The sequence below is a fragment of the Paenibacillus hunanensis genome (assembly GCF_034055775.1).
Lineage (GTDB): Bacteria > Bacillota > Bacilli > Paenibacillales > Paenibacillaceae > Saccharibacillus > Saccharibacillus hunanensis.
Genome location: NZ_CP139194.1, coordinates 42,279 through 65,543, shown reverse-complemented (window position 1 = coordinate 65,543; position 23,265 = coordinate 42,279). Strand labels below are relative to the sequence as shown.

The window sequence follows — 23,265 nt, the reverse complement described above, 5'->3', positions numbered from 1 at the left end:
CATTGTCAATGTCACAGCACTAGAATCCTACGGTTTGGCAGACAAAATATAGGCACTGTACTTCTTACGCAGCTCCTGCTCAATCTCATTCAGGGGTCTTGCCTGCTCTAATGCGATTTTGCGGCGTGCGGTTTCCGGGCTTATTTCCAGATGAGCGGATTGTGGCTGGCGAATATCGATCACCTGAACAACGGCATAGCCACCACTACTCAGCTTGATCGGCCCGACAATATCACCGGGCTGCATCGTCTGGATCGCCTTCATCACCTCAGATGGCTGAAAGGGATCATCGTCGTCGATCCAGCCAAGTACGCCTCCTTTGTTAGAGGAAAAACCATCGGTTGACATCTGCTTGGCGATATCGGCAAAGGAATCACCATTTTCGATGCGCTGTACTGCTTCGCTCGCGCTTTCTTCATCATCGGTTTTGATCCAGGCCAGCTCATATTGTCGCTTCTGGTCACTCTGTTGCTCATTTTGCTGAATGTACTGATTGACCTGCTCATCGCTCACTTGAATATTCACCGTTGCGATCTTTTCCAGCTCAATCTGATATTGAGATTCCTCGCGCAGATCCTGACGACTCAGTCCAAATTGACTGCTCATTTCCTTGTAAAAGGCTTCCGGTGAGCTATAGCCGCTCATGCGCTCCTGAAGATTATCGTCGATCTCCTGCTCACTTACCCCAATATGCAGTGCCTGTGCTTCCATATTGACAACACGTCGATTCAGCATTTGTAACAAAATCTCCTGCCCGTATCGTTTCTTCAATTCGGCGGTCCATTGGTCGTCACTGATCGTGTCGTTGCCTACGACAGCTACAGCCGAGCTATTGCTGCCAGAATGCTGAACTGCCCGGATGACCCAAAAGGCTCCGAGCAGCATAATAATGACTATGATCAAGACCATGACGGCTGTCCGTAAGGGTGATTTATCCTTCGTCATATGTCTTGGCTTCCCTTAATTTTTGGCTTCAGCGAGAAGCTTTTCCAGATCAGCACGTTGGAATTGATACTTCTCATTACAGAAGTGACATACAACCTCTGCCTGACCATCTTCCTCGATCAGCTGGGTCAATTCTGTTTCACCCAGACTAACCAGTGTCTGCTCGACACGCTCACGGGAACAGGAGCATTTGAACATGATGTCCATTTGATCCATAATTTCCACATCAGGTAGTAGACGCTTCAGCATATCCTCCAGCTCTAGGCCTTGCTCCAGCAAGGTCGTTACCGGCGGCATCTCAGATAGTGCCTTCTCGATTGCATCGATCTCTTTATCTGACAGGCCCGGCAGCAGCTGCAAAATAAATCCACCTGCTACAATGACCGAATTATCGTTCTCCACTAATACGCCAACGCCGACAGCAGAAGGGGTCTGCTCGGATGTTGCAAAATAGTACGTAAAGTCTTCGCCTAACTCTCCCGATACGATCGGTACACTACCGCGATACGGCTCCTTCAAGCCAAGATCCTTAATCACATAAATAAAGCCTTCCGTACCGACAACGCCAGCAACATCCAGTTTACCCTTTGCATTACTTGGCAAATGTACATGCGGATTGTCGACGTAGCCACGTACTTCACCTTTGGCATTCGCATCAGCGACAATTTGTCCGATCGGGCCGTCACCTTTAACCTGGATCGTTAACTTTTCCTCGCCTTTGAGCATCGCGCCCATCATCGCTGCTGTACTGAGTGTACGGCCAAGCGCAGCCGTTGCAGTTGGCCAGGTGTCGTGACGACGACGCAGCTCCTCGACCAGCTCTGTTGAACGCACAGCAAATGCGCGCACCTTACCATCCATTGCGATACCACGAATCAAACGATCCGCCTTGTGATTATGTTGTTCCATCTATATAAACTCCTCTCGATTGTACATCGCTTGTTCCTGTTATTGATACATAAAGGACATGTTCTATTATATTGCACTTTACCCGATAATTCGAATACGATTGCAATGCTCAATGCTCCAACCGTAAAGGTTGCGCAACTTCTATTGTAATTAGACGTCAAACTGTCGTCAAAAGTTTTGCAGATACAAGCTTTTAGAAGTCGGTACGCGACGATGAACGATTCGTCGTACGATTACGCTCATAGATCAGGCGTAGCCCTTCCAGCGTAAGCAGCGGATTCACCTCGCTGACGGTTTCCGTTTCATCAGTGATCAATGCGGCAAGTCCACCTGTAGCAATTACGCGCGCCTCCTCGCCTAGCTCACTACGAATACGTTTGACAATACCATCCACCTGACCTGCATATCCATAAATGATACCTGACTGCATCGCATGGATCGTATTACGTCCAATCACACGCCGCGGCTTCTCCAGCTCGATATTCGGCAACTTGGAAGCACGCTGATATAACGCCTCGGTCGAAATACCAATACCCGGCACAATCGCTCCGCCCAGATAATTCGAGCCTGCATCGATACAATCAAAGGTGGTCGCTGTCCCAAAATCAACTACGATCACAGGGCTGCCATAGATCGCAATTGCTGCTACCGCATTGGCAATCCGATCAGCACCGACCTCACGCGGATTCTCATAACGCAAATTCAGACCGGTGCGTATGCCCGGTCCGACAATGATAGGGGTATGGTGCAAATATTTCTGACACATCTCCTCAAGCGTATGCATAATCGAAGGCACAACGGATGAAATGATAATGCCCTCCAGTTCCTCTGCTGACACACCGGACATATGGAACAGCTGATGAATCGTCACGCCATATTCATCCGGTGTCGCCTGGCGATTGGTGCTGATACGAAAATGGTGCAGCAGGCTCTCTCCTCTATACATGCCAAATACGATATTCGTATTGCCAATATCAATCACCAGTATCAATAGGGGTCACTCCTTCTTTTTTGCTCCCAGGTCAAGGCTAATATCCAGATTCTCAAACGAATACGTCAGCCTTCCAACCGATATGATATCTATACCCGTTTCGGCAAGCGCACGAATAGTATCCAGCGAGACATTGCCAGAAGCTTCAATTCGAACATGTGGATGCGCCTGACGAATACGCGCCACTGCCTCTCGCATCATCGATGGCTCCATATTATCCAGCATAATAATATCGGCGCCACTATCGAGCGCCTCATCCACCTGCTGTAGCGATTCCGTCTCGACTTCAATGGTCATCGTATGCGGAATCACAGCACGGGCTGCTTGTACCGCTTCGGTAATACTACCCGCAGCTTTGATATGATTATCCTTGATCATAACGGCATCATATAATCCAAAGCGATGATTAGCCCCGCCGCCTACACGTACAGCATACTTTTCTAGCATTCTATGACCTGGAGTTGTCTTACGTGTATCAACCAGACGAACTGGCAGGTCTTCAATCCGACTCACATATTCAGCGGTACGGGTCGCAATGCCGGACATACGCTGTAGCAAATTAAGAGCCAGTCGCTCTCCGGTTAACAGAGAATGCGTACTGCCCTCTACTTCTGCTATAATATCACCTTTTTGCACCGTTTGTCCCTCTGTTGCAATAGCTTGAAAGTGAAGCTCTGGATCAACGGTGCGAAATACATGCTCGGCTACAGGCAGTCCAGCAAGCACACCTGCTTGCTTGGCATGAATGACCGCGCGACTCTGATGCCCCTGTGGCACGGTAACTGCAGTCGTCACATCACCTGATCCTACATCCTCCTGTAGCCATAGTTTGATCCACGAAGTCAGTCCTTCCTGATATCCATTAAACATAATCCAGTGTCTCCTCCATTAGCCCGTTATGAATGTGCTGAATCGTATGCTGGTGCCAGCTTGTATCATCGCGCTGCGGGAAATCCTCCCGATAATGTCCGCCCCGGCTTTCCTCTCGATGTAAAGCTGCCTGCATAATCAGTAAGCCGGTAATCACCATATTACTAAGCTCCAAATATTCGCGTTTACGAGCAAGCTCTTGTTTTGAAGCATTCTCCGTTATCTGATAGTCATGCAGATAATCATATAGCTGCTGCAAATGCTGAATCCCTTCCTGTAAGGTATGAGCATGGCGGCGAATACCTGCATATGAAGTCATCCAGCGTTGCAGCTGTGATCGTAGCGCTGGAAGTATAGCTTCATCCGTTAACGATAGACAATCGCTTAGCACCGTCTGTGTTGGAGCTGTCTCCATTAGACTTATTTCTGGTCGTGCTACCGCCAAATCTACTACTCTATTCGACCATTCGGAAGCTTCAGACGATGTATGGAGCTGTACAGGCATAGCAGCCAATGCAGCTTCACAAACGACGATAGGCTGATCGGCGGTTGTGAATTTATTTACATTTATAGGGTCAGCAAAATGAATCCTGTGGCTGATCTGATGGTACTGTGCATGATGTAACGCTACAGCACTCGGTTGCAGCTCTATAATCCGCTGTGCGATTCGACTACCATATACAATCGCTTCGGATAACGAGTTGCTTGCCAATCGATTCGCTCCATGAATACCAGTCGAAGACACCTCACCACAGGCAAAAAGACGAGGCAATGTACTCTCACCATGATGATCTGTACGGATGCCGCCCATCATATAATGTGCTGCTGGTGCAACCGGAATCCAGTCTTGTGCTAGATTAATCCCGTATTTCAGACAGGTTCGGTAAATGGTCGGAAAACGCTCGGCCAGCTGCTCTTCTGGTTCATGGGTGATATCCAGATAGACAAAATCGCTATGCTCACGTTCCAGCTCACTCACAATCGCACGAGCGACAATATCTCGCGGCGCCAGATCGCGCAGTGGATGATAACGCTCCATAAATGCCTCACCCTGACGATTACGTAAAATCGCCCCTTCCCCACGCACAGCCTCTGAGATTAGAAAGCATGGTGCGCCCGGCTGACAGAGCGCCGTAGGATGAAACTGAATAAATTCCATATCACGTAGCACTGCCCCTGCACGGTAAGCGAGCGCGATACCGTCCGCTGTGGCTACCTCAGGATTGGTCGTATGCTCGTACAGCTGTCCACTCCCACCTGTACATAATACCGTCGCATCCGCATATACAGTGACCACTTCCCCATCTGGTCGCTGGACAATAGCACCGATACATTCGCCACCGTCATTCTTAATCAGTTCGATTGTAAAATGATACTCCCATACGTTAATACGAGGCTGCTGACGTACCCGATCAGATAATGCACGTACAATCTCATACCCGGTCGAATCTCCATTCGCATGTAAAATGCGACGGTGACTGTGTGCTCCTTCTCGGGTTAGCTCCAGTTGTCCATCACGGGCATCAAATGCAGTACCAAGTCGAATCAGATCCTGCACACGCTTCGGCCCCTCCTGCACAAGTAGCTCTACAGCTTGACGATCACATAGTCCCGCCCCAGCAAGTAGCGTATCCTCAAGATGGAAAGATGGCGCATCGTCCTCTGCCATAACTGCGGCGATACCGCCCTGTGCATAGCGTGTATTGCTCTCCATTAGCTTATCCTTTGTGATTAAGAGCACGTTCTTAGATTCACTTACTTCAATAGCGGTAAATAATCCAGCAATTCCTGTCCCGATAATCAATACATCAGTATGAACAATCGAATCACTATCCATAACGGTTCGTTGTCGCTCTGGCATGTGCACGCCTGCCTTTCTCTAGTCAACATAACGATGATCGTAGCTTATGCGATTAAGACGAGGAAACTTCCAGCATGCGCTCCAGCGAGACACGCGCACGATCCGCTACAGCTGGCGGTACATAGATTTGTGGCTTCATCGTTTCGAGACAGTTCACCAGCTTTTTCAGATTGTTCACCTTCATATTCGGGCAAACGAGATATTTACTGGCAAAATGGAAGCTTTTATCCGGGCTGTCCTTGCGAAGCTGATAGCCTGTACCATCTTCCGTACCCACGATAAATTCCTGACAATCGGATTCCTTGCAATATTTAATAATCGCCGTTGTACTACCAACAAAGTCACCGAGCGCCACAACCTCAGGACGACATTCTGGATGAACGACAAACTGCGCATTAGGATATTTCGCCCTCATTTCGAACACATCTTTCACCGTCAGCATATCGTGGGTATTGCAATAGCCTTCCCAGATGATCATCTTCTTATCAGTATGCTGCTGCACATAGTGACCGAGATTTTTATCTGGCACCCAGATGATCTCATCAGAATCAACAGATTGAATGACTTTGACCGCGTTAGCCGAGGTACAGCAAATGTCTGTTTCTGCCTTCACGTCCGCAGAGGAATTGATGTACGTGACTACCTTGGCATTAGGATGCTTTTCCTTCAAACGGCGTAGCCCATCCACATTCACCATATCTGCCATCGGGCAACCAGCACGCTCGTCAGGAATGATGACCGTTTTGTTCGGTGCGAGAATTTTGGCGCTTTCGCCCATAAAATGAACACCGCAAAATACAATCGTATCCGCATCCGTCTGCGCTGCTTTTTGTGCCAGCAAAAACGAATCACCACGGAAATCGGCAACCTCTTGAATCTCATCACGCTGATAATAATGCGCCAGAATAATAGCATTACGCTCTTTCTTCAGCTGTAACAGACGTTCACGAAGCTCTGCATCACGTTCTGCTTTTTTTTCAAGTGCTAACGCTTCCATCATTTCATCTCCCTGTTGTTTGAGACACTTTTCACAATGTTGCTCACCCACGTTCCTTGTCTGCTGTCCAAATAAAGTGATCGCTATGCTAACTTCTGTGATCTTCACTTTGCATTAGCAGAACAAAGATTGTGAAAAAAATTGCGTACTCCTGTGTAAAATGTGTCCAATTTGTGATAAACTTCCCCAATAATGTACACAATGTAGCGGTCGCTTGTCAATCTTCAAATTGTGGAAGATGATTAAAATTTTAGACGATCATTTTACCTATCGAATCTTCAATTAAATTATACGGATACACGTTCATTAAAACTCAGCAATCTACTGACTTAAAATAGACCTGCCTTTATGTAAAACATCCATATCATCCTAGATATAACAAAAAAGGTACAACAAAAAAACCTCCGAAGAAACGAGCCCTTCGGAGGTTTATCATGTAAATCAATATGGGATACTGCCAATACCTGCATAATAGAATGTTCACGAATAACAATTGGAGTATTGGATCAGATCGTTGGCGTTCCGCCGCCTGGTCCACGGTTATCGCCGGAATCGTCATTTGGATTGTTCGGAATGTTACCGCCTGCTTCCGGAGAAGTCGAAGGAGTATCATCTTTATCCAGACGAACCTGGGAGTCACCGATGCTGTCGAAGGTTGGTTCACCAGCTTCATTAGGCGTGCCGTCGTTGCCGCCGTCTGTGCCTTCGCCAGTACCATCCAGAGAACCTGTTTCGATCAGTTGTTTGATCTGTTCGAAGTCCAGTGTCTCTACTTCAAGCAACGTTTGAGCAATCAGGTGCATTTCGCGAGAATGCTTTTGCAGCAACTCACGGCAACGCTCATACGAGTCTGTAATGAAACGGTGCATTTCCTGATCGATCTCGTGCGCAATCGCATCACTATAGTTTTGCTCATGACCGAAGTCACGACCAAGGAATACTTGACCTTGAGAATTACCGAACTGCATCGGTCCAAGCTTCTCACTCATACCGTATTCAACGATCATGCTACGTACGATGCTGGTCGCTTGCTGGAAGTCACTATATGCACCGGTACCAATTTCTCCGATGTACAATTCTTCCGCTACACGTCCGCCGAGCAAACCGGTTACTTTATCCAGCAGCTCTTGCTTCGTTACGAGTGTACGATCTTCCTTCGGCATCATGATCACGTATCCGCCTGCACGTCCACGCGGTACGATCGTTACTTTGTGTACCATATCCGCATGCTCCAGGAAGTAACCGACAACGGTATGACCTGCTTCGTGGTAAGCCACAATGCGTTTCTCGCGGTCGCTGATCACGCGGCTGCGTTTCTCTGTACCTACGATAACGCGGTCAATCGCTTCGTCTACCTCAGTCATGGAAATGTCACGACGGTTACGACGTGCTGCCAGAAGTGCAGCCTCGTTCAGCAGGTTCTCCAGATCCGCTCCGGTGAAGCCTGTTGTACGTTTTGCGATAATATCGAGTTTGACGTCCTTCGTCAGTGGCTTGTTGCGAGCGTGTACTTTGAGTACCGCTTCACGGCCTTTAACGTCTGGACGATCAACAGTAATTTGACGGTCAAAACGGCCTGGACGCAGAAGCGCCGGGTCGAGAATGTCCGGACGGTTCGTTGCTGCGACGATAATAATACCTTCGTTAGCGCCAAAGCCATCCATTTCAACGAGCAATTGGTTGAGCGTTTGCTCACGTTCGTCATGTCCGCCACCCAAACCAGCGCCACGTTGACGACCTACCGCATCAATCTCGTCAATAAAGATAATACAAGGTGCATTTTTCTTCGCATTTTCAAACAGGTCACGCACACGAGATGCACCGACACCGACGAACATTTCGACGAAGTCCGAACCGGAAATGCTGAAGAATGGTACGCCAGCTTCCCCTGCTACTGCACGGGCAAGGAGCGTTTTACCAGTACCTGGAGGACCTACGAGCAGAACGCCCTTAGGAATACGTGCGCCAACGGTATTGAATTTGCGTGGATCCTTGAGGAAATCAACGACCTCCACAAGCTCCTGCTTCTCTTCATCCGCACCAGCTACGTCCTCAAATGTAATTTTTTTCTTCTCTTCGTTATACAGACGGGCACGGCTTTTACCAAAGTTCATTACTTTGCCGCCGCCACCTTGTGCCTGATTAAATAGGAAGAAGAAGAGGATAAACATAATAACGAGCGGGATCATTGAAGTGATAAAGGACAGCCAGATACTGTCGCCCTCCATCGGCTTCACAGTCACCTGCGTTCCTGAATTCGCCATCGCAGCATCTACTTCATCCAACGCTGCATCAGTGGCAGGGATGTACGAAGTGAATTGCTTGGATTTGGCATCAGCAGGCTGAGTTTTGTACTCACCGGTCACCAGGTAAGCATAGTTGTCGAATTGAAGCGTAACCGACGACACATTACCGGCAGCCAGCGCTGCTTTGAGCTGGTCATATCTTGGATTATCGGTAGTTTCGCTTCCGTCACTGACGTAACGGACGATGCCCACCACGACTAAGAAAAGTATTAAATAGAAACCAGAATTCCGGATGAACCGATTCATCCCCTACCTCCTCTCAAGACACTTAAATTATTTTACCATAGCCCGTCTGGCGTTCTCAATAGATGCCAGAGCACAATAACAGATATTGTCAGCTAAGACAGCCAAATCGCCATCCAAGCTAGCTTTCTGTCTATGAGGTTCAGAATACCAGGTATTCTCAGGCAAGGTAATTAGCTCGAATAAATTTCCGGTTTTAAAATCCCGATGTAGGGGAGATTCCGGTAATGCTCGGCATAATCCAGACCATAGCCCACGATGAAAGCATCTGGAATGTTGAATCCAGTATAGTCTGCTTCAAGGTTCACGGTACGACCGGATGGCTTATCAAACAGTGTCACGACACGCACACTTTTCGCGTTACGGCCGTGCAAAATTTCGATAAGGTAGCTAAGCGTAAGACCACTATCAATAATATCCTCAACGATCAGAACATCCCGATCTTCAACGGAAACATCCAGATCCTTGACGATTTTGACCACGCCGGACGATTTGGTGGAAGCACCATAGCTGGATACTGCCATAAAATCGATCTCAAGTGGTACCTCGATCCGTTTTACCAGATCAGCCATAAATACGAATGCGCCTTTCAAAACGCAGATAAAGAGCGGGTTGCGGCCTTTGTAGTCTTCACTGAGCGTAGCCCCCAGCTCCAAAATCTTCTGTTGAATCTCTTCTTCGCTGATGAGCACTTCTTTAATATCGTTGTGCAACTTGGATGAACCTCCTACATTATACTTATCAAGCTAAATCGATGGAAATCAAACATTAATCTTCAGACTTTACAATTTTCATATAAAGACAGCGATCACTCTGAGAGCGAACCAGCGCCTCTCGTGCACGCCGTAGCCCCGGAATCCATAATATGCGTCCGCTGGCATCGACCAGTAACGGCATACGATCGCGCTGAGATAATGGAATCTTGGCATCGATAAAAAGATTTTTTACTTTTTTCGTTCCGCCTCCGATCAGGGTGATGATATCGCCCGGACGGCGGGAACGCAAATAAAGCGGAAAATCCAATTCATCCGCATCGAAAAACGCTTCGTCTGAAGAAAGCCTTAGCGCATCGGGAGAACGATCCTTTCCAGCCTGTATGCTCACTTCCACTTGCATGGAAGCATCAGGTATGGATATGACAGCATTGGCATGCTGTACAGGAATGCAGAAGGGCTCTACCTTCTGCTCGGAAGCACGTATCAAACGAATCTCATCATACTCTTTGCAGCAGATGACCCGACTTCCAACGTCCAGACTCCAGCTTGCGAGATCGCTTCGTTCAATCTGACAACGAATGATTTCAATTTTGTTGAAATCAAAGGTCTCGTTCGCCGATGACAGATAATTTAATATTAGTTTAATCAACCTCCGTTGTAAAGCGACAGGCACTGTACAAAAGGAAGCTGCGGAAAATGAAAATGATCCTGCTTTCTCTTTAACCAGTTTCGCATAGAGCGCCTCGGTCTGTTGCTGGATATAATCATTTTCTGTTCCGGCAATTTCAGCCAGCCTTGCAAGTGTAGGAACCAGCTGCCCGTTGAACTGCTCTAGAAAAGGAAGAGCGTCCAGTCGAATGCGGTTGCGTGTGTACTTACGCTGCCTATTACTGCTGTCCAGCCGATACGCCAAACCGCCTTGCTGACATACATGTACAAGGTCTGCCTTGTATATACGTAAAAATGGGCGAATAAGTTCCAGATTTTTTTCGACGCGATATATTTTCATTCCGCCGAGTCCTTCTGTCCCGGTTCCGCGCAAAATACGCATGAGTACTGTCTCGGCCTGATCGTCCATATGATGAGCAAGTGCAAGCGTAGTTGCTCCGTAGCGCTGCGCAGTTCGCTGCAAAAAATCATAACGCAGCTCACGCGCAGCCTCCTGTGCTCCCTGTCCGGTACCCTCCATATGAGCAGGCGTATCGACGCTTGCCAGCTCAAAGGGAATATCTAGCTCAGCAGCAATCCCTCGTACAAACTCCGCTTCCTCCGCTGACTCCTCCGGGCGAAAGCCGTGATTCATATGCGCACAGATGAGCGTCCAGTTATATTCGCCAGATAGCGCATGCAGCACATGCAGCAGCGCGATGGAATCGGGCCCACCGGATACTGCGACAACGATCGTGCATCCCTCAGCCGCAAAGCCCCATTCACGACGTAGCTCCCGCACATGCTCCAGCATATCGTGCCATGTCTGTGATCTCATCCCCTGCTCTCTCCTATCCTCTGGTGTTGCCTGTGCGACTGCTCAAGGCGAGGCGCACCTATTACAATGTCACATTACTAAATCCTATATTCTCTGCTCTATATTAACCGCGAAAATAAATAGCCAGCAGTACAATCCCTAATCCGAATAAAGACCACAAAAACGCGCGGCGCAGTCGCACGGTCATCATATCGTTCATATTGCGGCTTGCTGGCAAGCCAGAGCGACTGATCGCTCTCCAGCTATGGTAGGCTTCCCGGCTACTGCGGAACTCACCACGGACTGCCTTTTTGAGCCAATCGCTATATAGTCGCAGTCCGGGCGTCTGATCGATGAGCTGCACCAGATCGGATTCACCGCGTACCTGTGGTAGCTGGGTAGCAATAATTCGCTGAAGCCCCGGCTCATTGAACAGTTTGAGACAGATCACCGCAAAGGCAAACAGATCATAGGCATAATCGCCAACCCGATCGCCAGCATTCCAGTATTTACGATCATACCATTCGGTAAACTGGTGAATGCTCTGCCCTTGAGGACGAGCGCCTCCATAGTCGATCAGATCGACCCCACCCTCATCGCTCACAATAACATGCTCTGCCTTCAGGTCACCGAACACCCAGCCTGATTCATGTAGCTCGGACAGTAGCTCTAGCACGCCTGTGCCTGCCATTCCGATCCGGTCTGCTCCGCGTGCACGTAGGAAGGCGCTGAGCGGCTGACCTTTTACATACTTCATCACATAAAAGGGAATGACGCTGCCATCCTGCTCATAATCATCCACATCGTACAAATAACGGTTAGAATCGTTGCGCCCGGTTATTTTCCAATGCTTATGTAAAGAAAAAAGGAGCTTGATCTCCGGCTGCAAATTATGGTTCACGGTTGCCATCTTGAGTGCATAGAGCTGTCCCTGCATCGTACTCACGAGATATACAATCCCATTGGTGCCTTTGCCGAGTGTACGCTGAATCACGTACTGCTGCCCTCTTGATCTTCCCGTCACCGTTGTGCCTGCCGGCAGTTCGGAATGTTCCATTGTCGACAACCGAGTCTCTCCTTCCTTCCAGATGTGCTTTTCCCAGTGTACCATATCCAGTTCCATTATTTACGATTCGTGGTTATTTTGATGGGTATGCAAAAAACCGCAGACGCTACTGCGTCCGCGGTCGTTATTTATATACTGTATGCCAGGTGAGGATTAGCTTCGCTTGGCACCACGGCCTCCACGCTTGGATTCCGTATTTTTTTTCAATGATGAAATGCGCTCTTCGCTATCCTTGAGGAAACGAGTCAATTTATCATCGAATGAAGCTTTAGGAGAAGAAGGCTTGTTAAAAGAACGACCTCCACGATCGCGGTTGAAACCACCACCGCCACCACCAGGACGATCTCCTCCATCTCTGCCACCGCCACGTGATTCCGGACGAGGTGGTCTGGATGATGGTGGTCTTGAAGATGGTGCTGCTTCTGCTGGCTTGTCTACTGCTTGTTTAATCGAAAGTCCAATCTTTCCATCCTTGTCGACATTGATTACTTTGACTGTAACGACATCGCCCAGCTTGAGGTGGTCGTTAACATCCTTGACGTAATTGTCGGCAATTTCCGAGATGTGAACAAGACCAGTGACACCTCCAGACAGATCTACAAATGCTCCAAAGTGTGTAATGCCTGTCACTTTGCCTTCTAACTTGGTGCCCACTTCAATTGCCATAGAGTAAAATGATCCTCCCTTAAAATGTACAGTAAAATCCTACTTGGATTGCTACCTGCGGTGATTAAATTATACCGGAAGCCCCTAACAAGGTCAACCGATAAACCCCCGTCTTACGGCTTATTTCGCGTCAATATTTACTTATTTGCTGGTGGTTCGGTCGCCCAGATCGGTTTCTCACCCGGTAAATACATGCCATACTGCTTACGTGCAATCTGACCGATGTACTCTGGATCTTCCAAACGCTTCACCTCAAGTTGTGATTGATTCAGCGCGGCTTGTGTCTCTGCCTGCTTCTGCTGCTGCTCGGCAAGCTGCTCATGCTTGGCAGATAATTGCAGGGATTGGTTGATAAATGAATACACCGCCCATGCTAGGAATAACGCCATGAACACCATCCAGAGCCGAAGACGCTTGCGCGCGCCAGGATTCGGTGACGGGGACGGTGATGACTGCCTTCTCTGCGGCTGCGGGCGACTGTTATGTACGGATACTGGTTTTGGTATCATCGGGGTTCCTCCTTGAACAATACTTCATATCGAGTCATCTGTCCGTTCCTTCGGACAAATGGATAACATCGTAGCACGCTATATCATCATAACGAATTGATTCTGATTAACATAACTACCGAATATACCTTTACATTACCACAATTCAAGAAAAAGTAACACTTTGTAACTAAAAGAAAATGACAAAAAGCTACTTTGTCTGTCGAAAACGACGTCAAAGTAGCTTTTTGATATGTGATGGAGCAAATTCGTCGCCGCATCTGTATACCCGAGAACAAGCTTGTCCGCGAATGGTCATCAGATTGCTAGAGCAATCAGAACAGATCGTTGCTTCGTGGAACCGCCTCTTCCTTGATCAGCGTATACATCGTTGCTGCTTCGTCTTTGCGTGTGGTCTCTGCCAGACGTTCTACCCGAACGGTAACCAGCTTTTGACCGAACTGGACGGTGATCTCGTCGCCGACCTTAACCGTGGCGCTCGGTTTGGCCTCACGCCCGTTTAACAGGACTCTTCCCTGTTCAGACACATCTTTGGCCACGGTGCGGCGCTTGATCAGTCTGGACACTTTCAGGAATTTGTCCAGACGCATTAGTTAACCGCTTCTTTAAGCTTGTTACCAGCTTTGAAAGCAGGTACGTTGGATTCAGGGATGTTGATTTCTGCACCAGTTTGTGGGTTGCGACCAGTACGTGCAGCGCGTTTACGAGTTTCGAAAGTTCCGAAGCCGATCAGTTGAACTTTGTCACCTTTGGACAGTGCGCCGGAGATTTCATCCAGAAAACCGTTCAGTACAACTTCTACGTCTCTTTTAGTCAAACCGCTATTGTTCGAAATGTTGTTAATCAGATCTGTTTTGTTCATTATTAAAAGCCTCCCAAATTTTCAGAAAAATTCAACTGGGTCACATGTGCTGTCCCATGAACAGCATGTTAACACACAGCCGCTCTCTAAGTATAGTACATTCTTGGCTCAAGCCCAAATTCCTGCAAAATATTCACTTGTTTTGCGCCTTAGCGTCGTCCCACAGCCGATCCATTTCCTTTAAGTTGGCATCCTTCAGCGTGAGTCCACGGCTACGGAGCGACTGCTCGATATAGCCGAAGCGACGCTTGAACTTGAGGTTTACGAGCGCCAGCGCTTGCTCTGGATCAGCACCCATGAAGCGTGCTACATTAACGGTACAAAATAGCAGATCGCCCAGCTCCAGCAGCTGCTCCTCAGCGGTTTGCCCGTCGCGAATCGCTTCCTTCAGTTCCCCTAGCTCTTCATCAAGCTTGCCCAGTGCACCCTCTACATCGTCCCAGTCAAAGCCAACCTTGGCCGCTTTCTTTTGCAGCTTGTATGCGGTTAGTAATGCTGGCAGATCACGTGGAATGCCGTCCAGTACCGATGCCTCGTCTGGATTCTGACCTTTCAGACGCTTTTCCTCTGCCTTCATCGCATCCCAATTTTGCAGGGCTGCCTGTGCATCGTCAGCCTCGCGATCACCGAACACATGCGGATGACGGAAAATGAGCTTTCGATTCAATCCTTCGATCACATCATACACATTAAATGTACCCGTCTCCTCTTCGATCTGAGCATGCAGCATAATTTGCAGCAGCACATCGCCCAGCTCTTCCTGCATATGATCGGGATCATCCTCATCAATCGTCTCCAGCACTTCATACGTTTCTTCAATAAAGTTCTGACGTAGCGATTGATGCGTCTGCTCGCGATCCCATGGACAGCCGCCTGGACTGCGCAAAATCTCCACAATCTCATGTAACCGCTCAAAGGTACGGTAACGCACAGCCTCATCGTCTGTACGCGGTACATAGATCAGCGATAGATTACCATAATCCTGCACATGATCCAGCTCATGTAGCGGCACCTGACGAATCTGCTCCTGTCCCTGTACGCCAAGCGCATGAGCGACAGTCACCTCATAATCATCCGGATATAGCTCCATCAAGCTAAGCTTCACATCCGAAGCGGTAAACGTATCATAAACCTGTCCAATCACCGTATGCAAACGGGGCTGGAGCAGATGTGCGTTCAGTCCAGAAGCATCCAGCAGCTGAAAGCCTTCAATCGGGTCAAACCCAAGACGCGTAAACGCCGCATCCAAAAAGCTCTCGCCGCCCAGTACCTGCACATCGACTCCCAGTGCTTTGCCCTTTTCCCGCAAAATCTGCACCGTACGCTCCGCTACCATCGGGTGACCCGGAACTGCATAAACGATCTCTTCGCTTACCCCAGCATCACTGGCTGCCTGTAACAGACGCTCTGCAATCTCCGCATACACCTCTGGAAAGGAATCTCGTGATTCGTACACATCATCAAAGGTCACAAATTCAGCCGTGACCGCTGACAATGCCGGATGATCCTTTGTGCGCACATAGAGCCGCTTGGCTGCCTGTAGCTTATTGTAAATGCCTACAGTGAGCTGGTCTGTATCGCCAGAGCCAAGCCCGACAATCGTAATTACAGCACTCATCGCTTCTCCTCCGATCGGTTATCTATTTATAATTTTCATTCGCTTCAATAAGGGTACCAGACGGCTGCCGATTTTGGGAAGGGCAGCTGCCTGCTGCTCGGTCATCAATCTTGTACGGAACAAGCCGATCAGGAATAACGCTCCCCCGATGACCACACCGCCGCCAGCAATGATCAACGATTCTAATCGTTCGTGCATGCCGAGCCCGGTTAGCACAAGCTGCATCGACATGAGCCAGACGAGCACGCCTGCACACATCACGACAGTTACCAGCACCGGCTTGCCAATCATCTCACGCCATGACACCGAGAAGCGTGTTATTCGAATGAGTAGCAGTACATTGAGCACCGCAGCCAGGCTATACGCTACAATACCGGCAATGGCTGCACCATTAATACCGTAATGTGGCACCAGTATAATATTGAGCACCGCCTTGACCACAGTGGATAGTAGCAGATGCACTGCCGGAGCACGCACAGAACCAAGCCCTTGCAGTAGTGCTGCCGTTACAATCGATAAGGTAGCTCCGACACCAGTAAACGCCAGCCAGCGGATCGTATCGCTGCCTACAGCATCCTCATACAGCATCACATCGATCGGTACGGCAAGCACAGCAATACCCGCAGAGGAAGCCAGACCAAGCAGCCAGAACCAGTTTACCGTCTGCTTCGTCTGATTGCGAATCAAATCGTGCTGTTCTCTGACACGCGCATCCGTCAATGCTGGGATGAACAATACTGACATTGAGGTTGCCAGCATCGCCATCAGCTGCACCAGCGGAATGCCTCGATTATATATACCGAAGCGCACCATCGCCTCTGCTTCAGTCCAGCCATTCGCCTTGAGCAGACGCGGTACAGTGAATGTATCCACCAGACTGATCAGCGGCGCTGACAGCGAGCCGAGGCAAATAGGCAGCGCATAGAGCAATAATGCCTTGAGCAGCGGCCAGACGGGCTGTTGCTCCTCCTGTAGCGTGATCGCCACATTATCGCGCGTGCGTCGCCGATGAAGCCACCAGTAGATCAGCATGACGAGTAAGCCTGCTGCACCACCTGCTGCCGAGCCAAATGTCGCCCCGGCTGCAATCCAGTCATCCGATGCGCTCAGACTATGCAGCCACAGCAGTAAAATAACCATGGCGGCAACACGTATGGTCTGCTCTGCCACCTGCGACACCGCGGTTGGCATCATATCATGCATTCCCTGAAAATAACCGCGTAAGCCTGCCATAATGGGTACGAGCGGCAAGGCTAGCGCTGCACTGCGGATCGCTGGCTCGGTATGCATATTATCGATCCATGCTGCCAGGAGCGGCGCAGCCGCGTACATGATCGCTCCGCATACCAGTCCAAGGACGATGAGCATCCAGGATGATACACGCAGCACACGTCGTGCACCGCCTGTTCTACCTGCCGCCATCTCTTCCGCTACAAAGCGCGATACCGCAGCCGGAAAGCCTGCTGTCGCAATCAGTAGCACCAGTGTATAAAACGGGTACACCGCATTATAAATGCCGAATACACCGTCACCGCCAATATTTTGCAGCGGAATTTTCTGAACCGTTCCAATCAGCTTGGATAATACTGCGGCCAGTACGAGGATAAAGGCGCCGCGTAACAGTCGCGATGACGGTGATGCTGTGTCTTTCATTCATTCGGCCCTCCTTATGGCGGCATATACGTGTCGCCATGTTGCTTATCTAATCCTACTAATAAATCACACAAAAATAGCGCGGATATCCGCGCTATTTTCGGTCGTTCGATTGCATCCAGTTTCCATGCAGAATAGGATCTGCTTATTTGCTGCTGGAACTGCCTTCTGTTGCTGTACCTTCGGTTGCATTGCTGCCACCCGTTGCGTCAGTGCCTGTACCTGTGGAAGCGCCAGCGCCTGCACCCGCTCCATCAGTAGCACCTTCTGCGGCACCTTCAACCTTAGGCAGGTTTTTGCTCTTAATCATTTTTGGAATTTCAGTCGCCATGTAGTTGCTGAAGTTTTGCGAAGCGAGCTGGGACTTGATAGTGTCCTTCTCTTCGGTTGTCAGATCAGCAAATGATTTTTCTGTACGGGACTCTACTTTGATAATGTGGTAACCATAGTCTGTTTTGACTGGATCACCGATCACACCGATTTTTTGTTTCAGTGTTGCTTCTTTAAATTGCTCTACCCAGTTGCTAACAGGCTGGTTCTCATACAGACCGCCTTTATCCTTGGAGCCTGGATCGTCCGAGTACTTTTTCGCGATTTCAGCAAAATCAGCGCCGCCATCCAGCTTCGCTTTGATTTCTTTTGCCAGCTTCAGCGCTTCTGCATCAGTACGTTTTGTTTTACCATCTGCGCTTTGCAGACCGATCAGCACGTGACGTACGTTAGCTGTAGTGTACTCATCCTTATGAGAGTCAAAATATTTTTGCACATCTGCATCGGTAACCTTTTCCTTCATTACTTCGGAAGCGGTCAATGCGCGTGTCATATAATCCTTTACATCCTGCTCAGTCAGGTTCGATGTTTTCAGCATCTCTTGCAGCTGCTCAGGGTCAACGCTGGAGGTGAGCTGCTTGATCTGCTCATCTGCTTGCTTCGCGCCTGCTTCCTTAGCAGCCTGGCTCGCCTGGTCTGCCAGTGATTTATAAGCGACTTCCTGCTGAAGCAGAAGGTCTCTATATTGATCCTGATCAAATGCTTGTGCATATTGTGGGGTCAAAAATTTCATCATGCTGACTTCTTTGTTGAACTCATTTTCAGTGATGGTGCCACCATCGTATTGAGCAACAACCGGGCTGTTGTCCTTTTGCTGTTGTGTGGTGTCTGTTGCCTTCCCGTTGGTGCAAGCTGCTAACAGACTGATGCTAAGTACAGCTCCTGCTGTCAAAACCGCTGTTTTGCGAGCAGCTTTTTTAATTGGCCACATTCTGTAGTTCCCCCTTTAATTTGTATGATTCCATCACGCCTTCAAGGAAACTGCACAGCAGCTCAAGAAGCTCGCGGTCGGTCAGGCCCTTACCTTTGACCTGAATGACCATGGTGGAACCCTGATTAAATTGTACACGCCTTTCGAAGCGATTGCCAACATCGGATAATATCGGCATATCGAACGCCTTCTCCTGTCCTTCATGGAACTTCAATTTCACATCGTCCCCCTGACGTGAAATCTGCTCGATACCATACCGTTTACCATACAGCTTCAGACGCGCTACCTGCATCAGCTGGATCACTGCCTCAGGCAGCTCACCAAAGCGATCCAGCAGCTCGTCTTCCAGCTCGGCAATATCGTCGAAGGAAGAGACAGCAGCAACCTTTTTGTAAATTTCTATTTTTTGGATACTATCATAAATGTAATCCGATGGCAAATAGGCATCGATTGACAGATCAATCGTCGTATTCCAGTCATTCGCCTTCAGATCCTGCTCGCCCAGCATCGTCACCTTACGCTTCTGAATCTCCTCAGCCAGCATCTGCGAATACAGATCAAAACCGACCGATGCGATAAAGCCAGATTGCTCCGCACCAAGCAGATTACCTGCGCCACGAATCGACAGATCTCGCATGGCGATTTTGAAGCCAGAGCCAAGCTCCGTAAACTCCTTAATCGATTGCAGACGCTTCTCTGCTACCTCGGTCAGCACCTTATCACGCTGATACGTAAAGTACGCATAAGCGATTCGATTAGAGCGCCCTACTCGGCCTCTAAGTTGATACAGCTGTGATAGACCCATCTTGTCGGCATCATGCACAATGAGCGTATTCACGTTTGGAATATCGACGCCTGTCTCGATAATACTTGTGCTGACGAGTACATCGAATTCACCATCCAGGAAGTCGAGAATGGCCTTCTCCAGCTCCTGCTCGGACATCTGTCCATGACCAACAGCGACACGCGCATCTGGCACCAGCTCGGAAATGTGAGCTGCCATTTCGTGAATGCCCTGTACCTTATTATACAAATAGTACACCTGTCCGCCGCGATTCAGCTCGCGCTCTACCGCTTCACGTACAAGGGTCGGGCTATGCTCTACCACATACGTTTGTACCGGGAAACGATTTTCCGGTGGTGTCTCGATAACGGATAGATCACGCACGCCGAGCATCGACATATGCAGCGTACGCGGAATCGGCGTCGCTGTTAGTGTGAGCACGTCTACGTTCGTTTTCAGACGCTTCAGCTTCTCCTTATGTGATACGCCAAAGCGCTGCTCCTCATCAACGATCAGCAAGCCCAGATCCTTGAAAATCAGATCCTGTGATAGCAGGCGGTGTGTGCCGATAACGACATCGATCGTACCCTGCTTCAAGCCCTTGATCGTATCATTTTGCTCCTTACGCGTACGGAAGCGGCTCAGTACGCCGATGTTAAATGGATACTCCGCAAAGCGCTCGCGGAACGTCTCATAATGTTGCTGTGCCAGAATTGTCGTTGGCACGAGCACGGCTACCTGCTTACCCTCAATCGCTGCCTTGAACGCCGCACGAATCGCCACCTCGGTTTTACCATAACCCACATCACCACATAGCAGACGATCCATCGGACGATTTTTTTCCATATCGCCCTTGATCTCGTCGATCGCACGCAACTGGTCACGTGTCTCATCGTATGGGAATGTATTTTCAAACTCATGCTGCTCATTCGTATCCTTCTCAAATGCATAGCCTGGCGCCGCCTGACGCTCGGCATACAGCTTGATCAGGTCATCCGCAATATCCTGTACAGATGAACGAACTTTATTTTTCACCCGTGTCCATTCATTACCGCCCAGCTTGTATACCTTCGGTTCCTTTTCCTCCGAGCCGACATACTTCTGGATCAGATCAATCTGCTCAATCGGTACGGACAGCTTATCGCCACCTGCATACATAATATGCATGTAATCCTTATGGATACCGCCGACCTCAAGCGTACCGATTCCCATATATTTACCGATACCATGATTCTGGTGTACGACATAATCGCCAACCTTGAGCTCGGTATAGCTACGAATACGTTCAGCATTATCGACATTTTTGCCGACCTTGCGCACTTTACGCTGCTTTTTCGAGAACATTTCGCCCTCGGTAATGACAGCGAGGTGAATCGATGGCAGCTCAAAGCCGGATTGCAGATTACCATCCATCATAATCGGCGTTTCGATATCATAGTCATCCAGCACACGGCGCACACGCTCCATGCGTTCCTCGCCGCTTGCCACCATGATGACCTTGGTGCCGGACTTTTTCCAGCGTTCCATTTCCGATTTGAGTACATTCATCTGTCCGTGGAAATCCTGCATCGTGCGGCTAACCACGTTCACGATATTGCCTGGCTGTACATGTGGCACCTGACGCAGGAAGACCGACATCCAGAGCGTCTGATGACCGCTGCGGTACATCACATCATCCGTGTGCCCTGCTAGCTCCAGATTCGGTAAGCTTTTGCCATTTTGCAGCAAATGCATATCCCATTCGCTCTCATCGCGCTCCAGTTGCTTCGCCGTCTCCAATAGACGTGCAGGCTCCTCCATCACAATGACCGTATCCTCTGGCAAATAATCATACAGTGTTGCCTTTTCTGGATAGAGCAGAGAAATGTACTTGTACATCTCCGGGAAATACACATGCTGACGCAGCAGCTCCATCTCGCGACCAATCTCTTCACGCAGTCTGGCCTTCGCCTGACGATCGCTCATCTTCTCGATCTGCATTTCCAGACGTGCAGCGATCTGATCGGCTGCCTGACGCATACGATCCTGATCCGCAATAATCTCACGGCATGGCAAAATCGTTACCGATTTCACTTTATCAATCGAACGCTGATCATCCGGATCAAAGGTACGGATCGAATCAATCTCATCATCGAACAGCTCAATCCGATAAGCCAGATTCGTCGTCACCGGATAAAAGTCGATAATCCCACCGCGCACGCTCATCTCACCGCGCGACTCTACACGCTCTACGCGCTCATAGCCAAGCTCGATCATACGCTTGAGGAAGGCTTCCAGCTCCAGTGTACCGCCATCCTCCAGCACAATCTTCGCCCCTGCAATCGTCTCGCGCGCAGGCAAATAACGCCGTACCCCCGAAAATGGCACGACAATCACACCACGGAAGCCAGCTGCACACTGGGTTAGCACATCCAGACGCTGAGCCAGCGTCTCCGGGCTGGAAATCGCACTTTCCGCTGCGACCAGCTCATTAGCAGGATAGAGCAGCACCTGCTCTGGCGTAAGCGCTTCCTGCAAATCTTCCGCAATCTTATGTGCATGGAACATATTATGTGTAACGACCAGAATCGGTCGCTGTGTCTCATGGTACAGACTCGCAATCAGCAAATGCCGGGCAGAGCCAGACAATCCGGATACGAGCTGCTCCTTCATCCCGGACAAAATTCCATCTTTTACAGAGCCAAAGTCCTGATCCTTGGCTAACGTCTCAATCAAAGTGTGTAACAAAGCGGCACCTCACTTATCCTCAGGTCAAAATCAAATCTATGCTGTACTTCCGCCTACCAGCGAAAATGTGAATATATAGACATTACGATCACAAACGACACAACGGTAAAACGACAAACCGGTTTGAACTTCGGTTTGCCTACAAACAACCGCCTTCTTCACCCGCAAAAACAGGATGTGGAAGGCGGTACTTATGGAGTTATCGTGTAAAATTTACAATTCTTATAGCAATTCTTATTATATCATTACCCATTAAACTTAGCCATTGTCTGCTCAAACGTATGTTTTAAACTAAATTCGATCGCATCGCAGGTAGCTTCGATCATATCGTCGAGTAATTCCTTTTCTTTTTTCGGAAAAGGAGACAGCACATAATCGACGATCGCATGCCCTGGCTCCGGTCTGGAGATGCCCATTCGAATACGGTCAAACTCCTGTGTGCCGGTATGCTGAATGATCGATTTGATCCCATTATGACCACCGGCACTGCCTTTGTAGCGCAGACGAATCTTCCCGGTTTCTGTATCCATATCATCATAAACGACGATCAGGTCCTCTAGCGCTACTTTGTAATAGTCCATATACGAACGTACCGCTTCACCGGACAGATTCATATACGTCATCGGCTTGATCAGTACAACCTTCACTCCACCAATATGGCCTTCGCCAATCAGCGACTTGCTTTTGCTCTGGCTAATGGAAATGCCGTGGCGATCCGCCAGCCGATCCAGCGCCATAAAACCCACATTGTGGCGTGTCTTGGCATATTCGGAGCCCGGATTTCCCAGCCCAACAATCCATTTCATCGTCGTATGT

General features: G+C 49.1%; 19 protein-coding genes. All 19 read right to left on the bottom strand.

The genetic code is table 11. The annotated features are described in order from the left end of the window. Positions 1 to 27: 27 nt before the first annotated feature. Positions 28 to 945 carry a peptidyl-prolyl cis-trans isomerase gene (locus SK066_RS00275; RefSeq protein WP_320543213.1) on the bottom strand — a complete coding sequence of 306 codons (918 nt, stop codon included), beginning with the start codon at positions 943 to 945 and terminating at the stop codon, positions 28 to 30. Positions 946 to 960: 15 nt separating this feature from the next. Next, on the bottom strand, positions 961 to 1,854 hold the full coding sequence (gene hslO, locus SK066_RS00270) for an Hsp33 family molecular chaperone HslO (RefSeq protein WP_320543212.1): 894 nt from the start codon (positions 1,852 to 1,854) through the stop codon (positions 961 to 963). A 193-nt stretch (positions 1,855 to 2,047) separates the two neighbouring features. Next, positions 2,048 to 2,845 carry a type III pantothenate kinase gene (locus SK066_RS00265; RefSeq protein WP_320543211.1) on the bottom strand — a complete coding sequence of 266 codons (798 nt, stop codon included), beginning with the start codon at positions 2,843 to 2,845 and terminating at the stop codon, positions 2,048 to 2,050. Between the two features lie 6 nt (positions 2,846 to 2,851). Then, positions 2,852 to 3,718, bottom strand: a complete 867-nt coding sequence (nadC, locus tag SK066_RS00260) for a carboxylating nicotinate-nucleotide diphosphorylase (RefSeq protein ID WP_320544766.1) — start codon at positions 3,716 to 3,718, stop codon at positions 2,852 to 2,854. Next, positions 3,708 to 5,576, bottom strand: a complete 1,869-nt coding sequence (gene nadB / locus SK066_RS00255; protein WP_320543210.1) for an L-aspartate oxidase — start codon at positions 5,574 to 5,576, stop codon at positions 3,708 to 3,710. Before nadB ends, nadC begins: the two co-directional genes overlap by 11 nt. A 52-nt stretch (positions 5,577 to 5,628) precedes the next feature. After that, the gene (nadA, locus tag SK066_RS00250; RefSeq protein WP_320544765.1) at positions 5,629 to 6,573 is read right to left on the bottom strand and encodes a quinolinate synthase NadA; all 945 of its coding nucleotides are present in this window, start codon (positions 6,571 to 6,573) and stop codon (positions 5,629 to 5,631) included. A 506-nt stretch (positions 6,574 to 7,079) separates the two neighbouring features. Continuing rightward, positions 7,080 to 9,125 (bottom strand): ATP-dependent zinc metalloprotease FtsH, encoded by a 2,046-nt coding sequence (ftsH, locus tag SK066_RS00245; RefSeq protein WP_188778105.1) that lies wholly within the window; start codon positions 9,123 to 9,125, stop codon positions 7,080 to 7,082. Positions 9,126 to 9,295: 170 nt separating this feature from the next. Next, a complete protein-coding gene (gene hpt, locus SK066_RS00240; RefSeq protein WP_320543209.1) occupies positions 9,296 to 9,835 on the bottom strand; it encodes a hypoxanthine phosphoribosyltransferase in 540 nt (179 codons plus the stop codon). Between the two features lie 55 nt (positions 9,836 to 9,890). Then, a complete protein-coding gene (gene tilS / locus SK066_RS00235; RefSeq protein WP_320543208.1) occupies positions 9,891 to 11,324 on the bottom strand; it encodes a tRNA lysidine(34) synthetase TilS in 1,434 nt (477 codons plus the stop codon). A gap of 103 nt (positions 11,325 to 11,427) precedes the next feature. Next, positions 11,428 to 12,360, bottom strand: a complete 933-nt coding sequence (locus tag SK066_RS00230) for a protein kinase domain-containing protein (RefSeq protein WP_320544764.1) — start codon at positions 12,358 to 12,360, stop codon at positions 11,428 to 11,430. A 162-nt stretch (positions 12,361 to 12,522) separates the two neighbouring features. Continuing rightward, complete coding sequence (locus SK066_RS00225) at positions 12,523 to 13,035, bottom strand: S1 domain-containing RNA-binding protein (protein WP_320543207.1); 513 nt, start codon at positions 13,033 to 13,035, stop codon at positions 12,523 to 12,525. Positions 13,036 to 13,172: 137 nt separating this feature from the next. Next, positions 13,173 to 13,544 (bottom strand): FtsB family cell division protein, encoded by a 372-nt coding sequence (locus SK066_RS00220; protein WP_320543206.1) that lies wholly within the window; start codon positions 13,542 to 13,544, stop codon positions 13,173 to 13,175. A 314-nt stretch (positions 13,545 to 13,858) separates the two neighbouring features. Beyond that, positions 13,859 to 14,134 (bottom strand): RNA-binding S4 domain-containing protein, encoded by a 276-nt coding sequence (locus SK066_RS00215; protein ID WP_188778117.1) that lies wholly within the window; start codon positions 14,132 to 14,134, stop codon positions 13,859 to 13,861. Further along, on the bottom strand, positions 14,134 to 14,406 hold the full coding sequence (locus tag SK066_RS00210) for an HU family DNA-binding protein (protein WP_188778119.1): 273 nt from the start codon (positions 14,404 to 14,406) through the stop codon (positions 14,134 to 14,136). Before SK066_RS00210 ends, SK066_RS00215 begins: the two co-directional genes overlap by 1 nt. 133 nt (positions 14,407 to 14,539) lie before the next feature. Beyond that, a complete protein-coding gene (gene yabN / locus SK066_RS00205; RefSeq protein WP_320543205.1) occupies positions 14,540 to 16,024 on the bottom strand; it encodes a bifunctional methyltransferase/pyrophosphohydrolase YabN in 1,485 nt (494 codons plus the stop codon). 18 nt (positions 16,025 to 16,042) lie between these two features. After that, positions 16,043 to 17,677, bottom strand: a complete 1,635-nt coding sequence (locus tag SK066_RS00200; RefSeq protein WP_320543204.1) for a putative polysaccharide biosynthesis protein — start codon at positions 17,675 to 17,677, stop codon at positions 16,043 to 16,045. 145 nt (positions 17,678 to 17,822) lie between these two features. Then, a complete protein-coding gene (locus SK066_RS00195) occupies positions 17,823 to 18,938 on the bottom strand; it encodes a peptidylprolyl isomerase (RefSeq protein ID WP_250345675.1) in 1,116 nt (371 codons plus the stop codon). Further along, a complete protein-coding gene (gene mfd, locus SK066_RS00190; protein WP_320543203.1) occupies positions 18,925 to 22,449 on the bottom strand; it encodes a transcription-repair coupling factor in 3,525 nt (1,174 codons plus the stop codon). The genes SK066_RS00195 and mfd overlap by 14 nt, the downstream gene beginning before the upstream one ends. Positions 22,450 to 22,694: 245 nt before the next feature. Continuing rightward, complete coding sequence (gene pth / locus SK066_RS00185; protein ID WP_188778130.1) at positions 22,695 to 23,255, bottom strand: aminoacyl-tRNA hydrolase; 561 nt, start codon at positions 23,253 to 23,255, stop codon at positions 22,695 to 22,697. Positions 23,256 to 23,265: the final 10 nt, after the last annotated feature.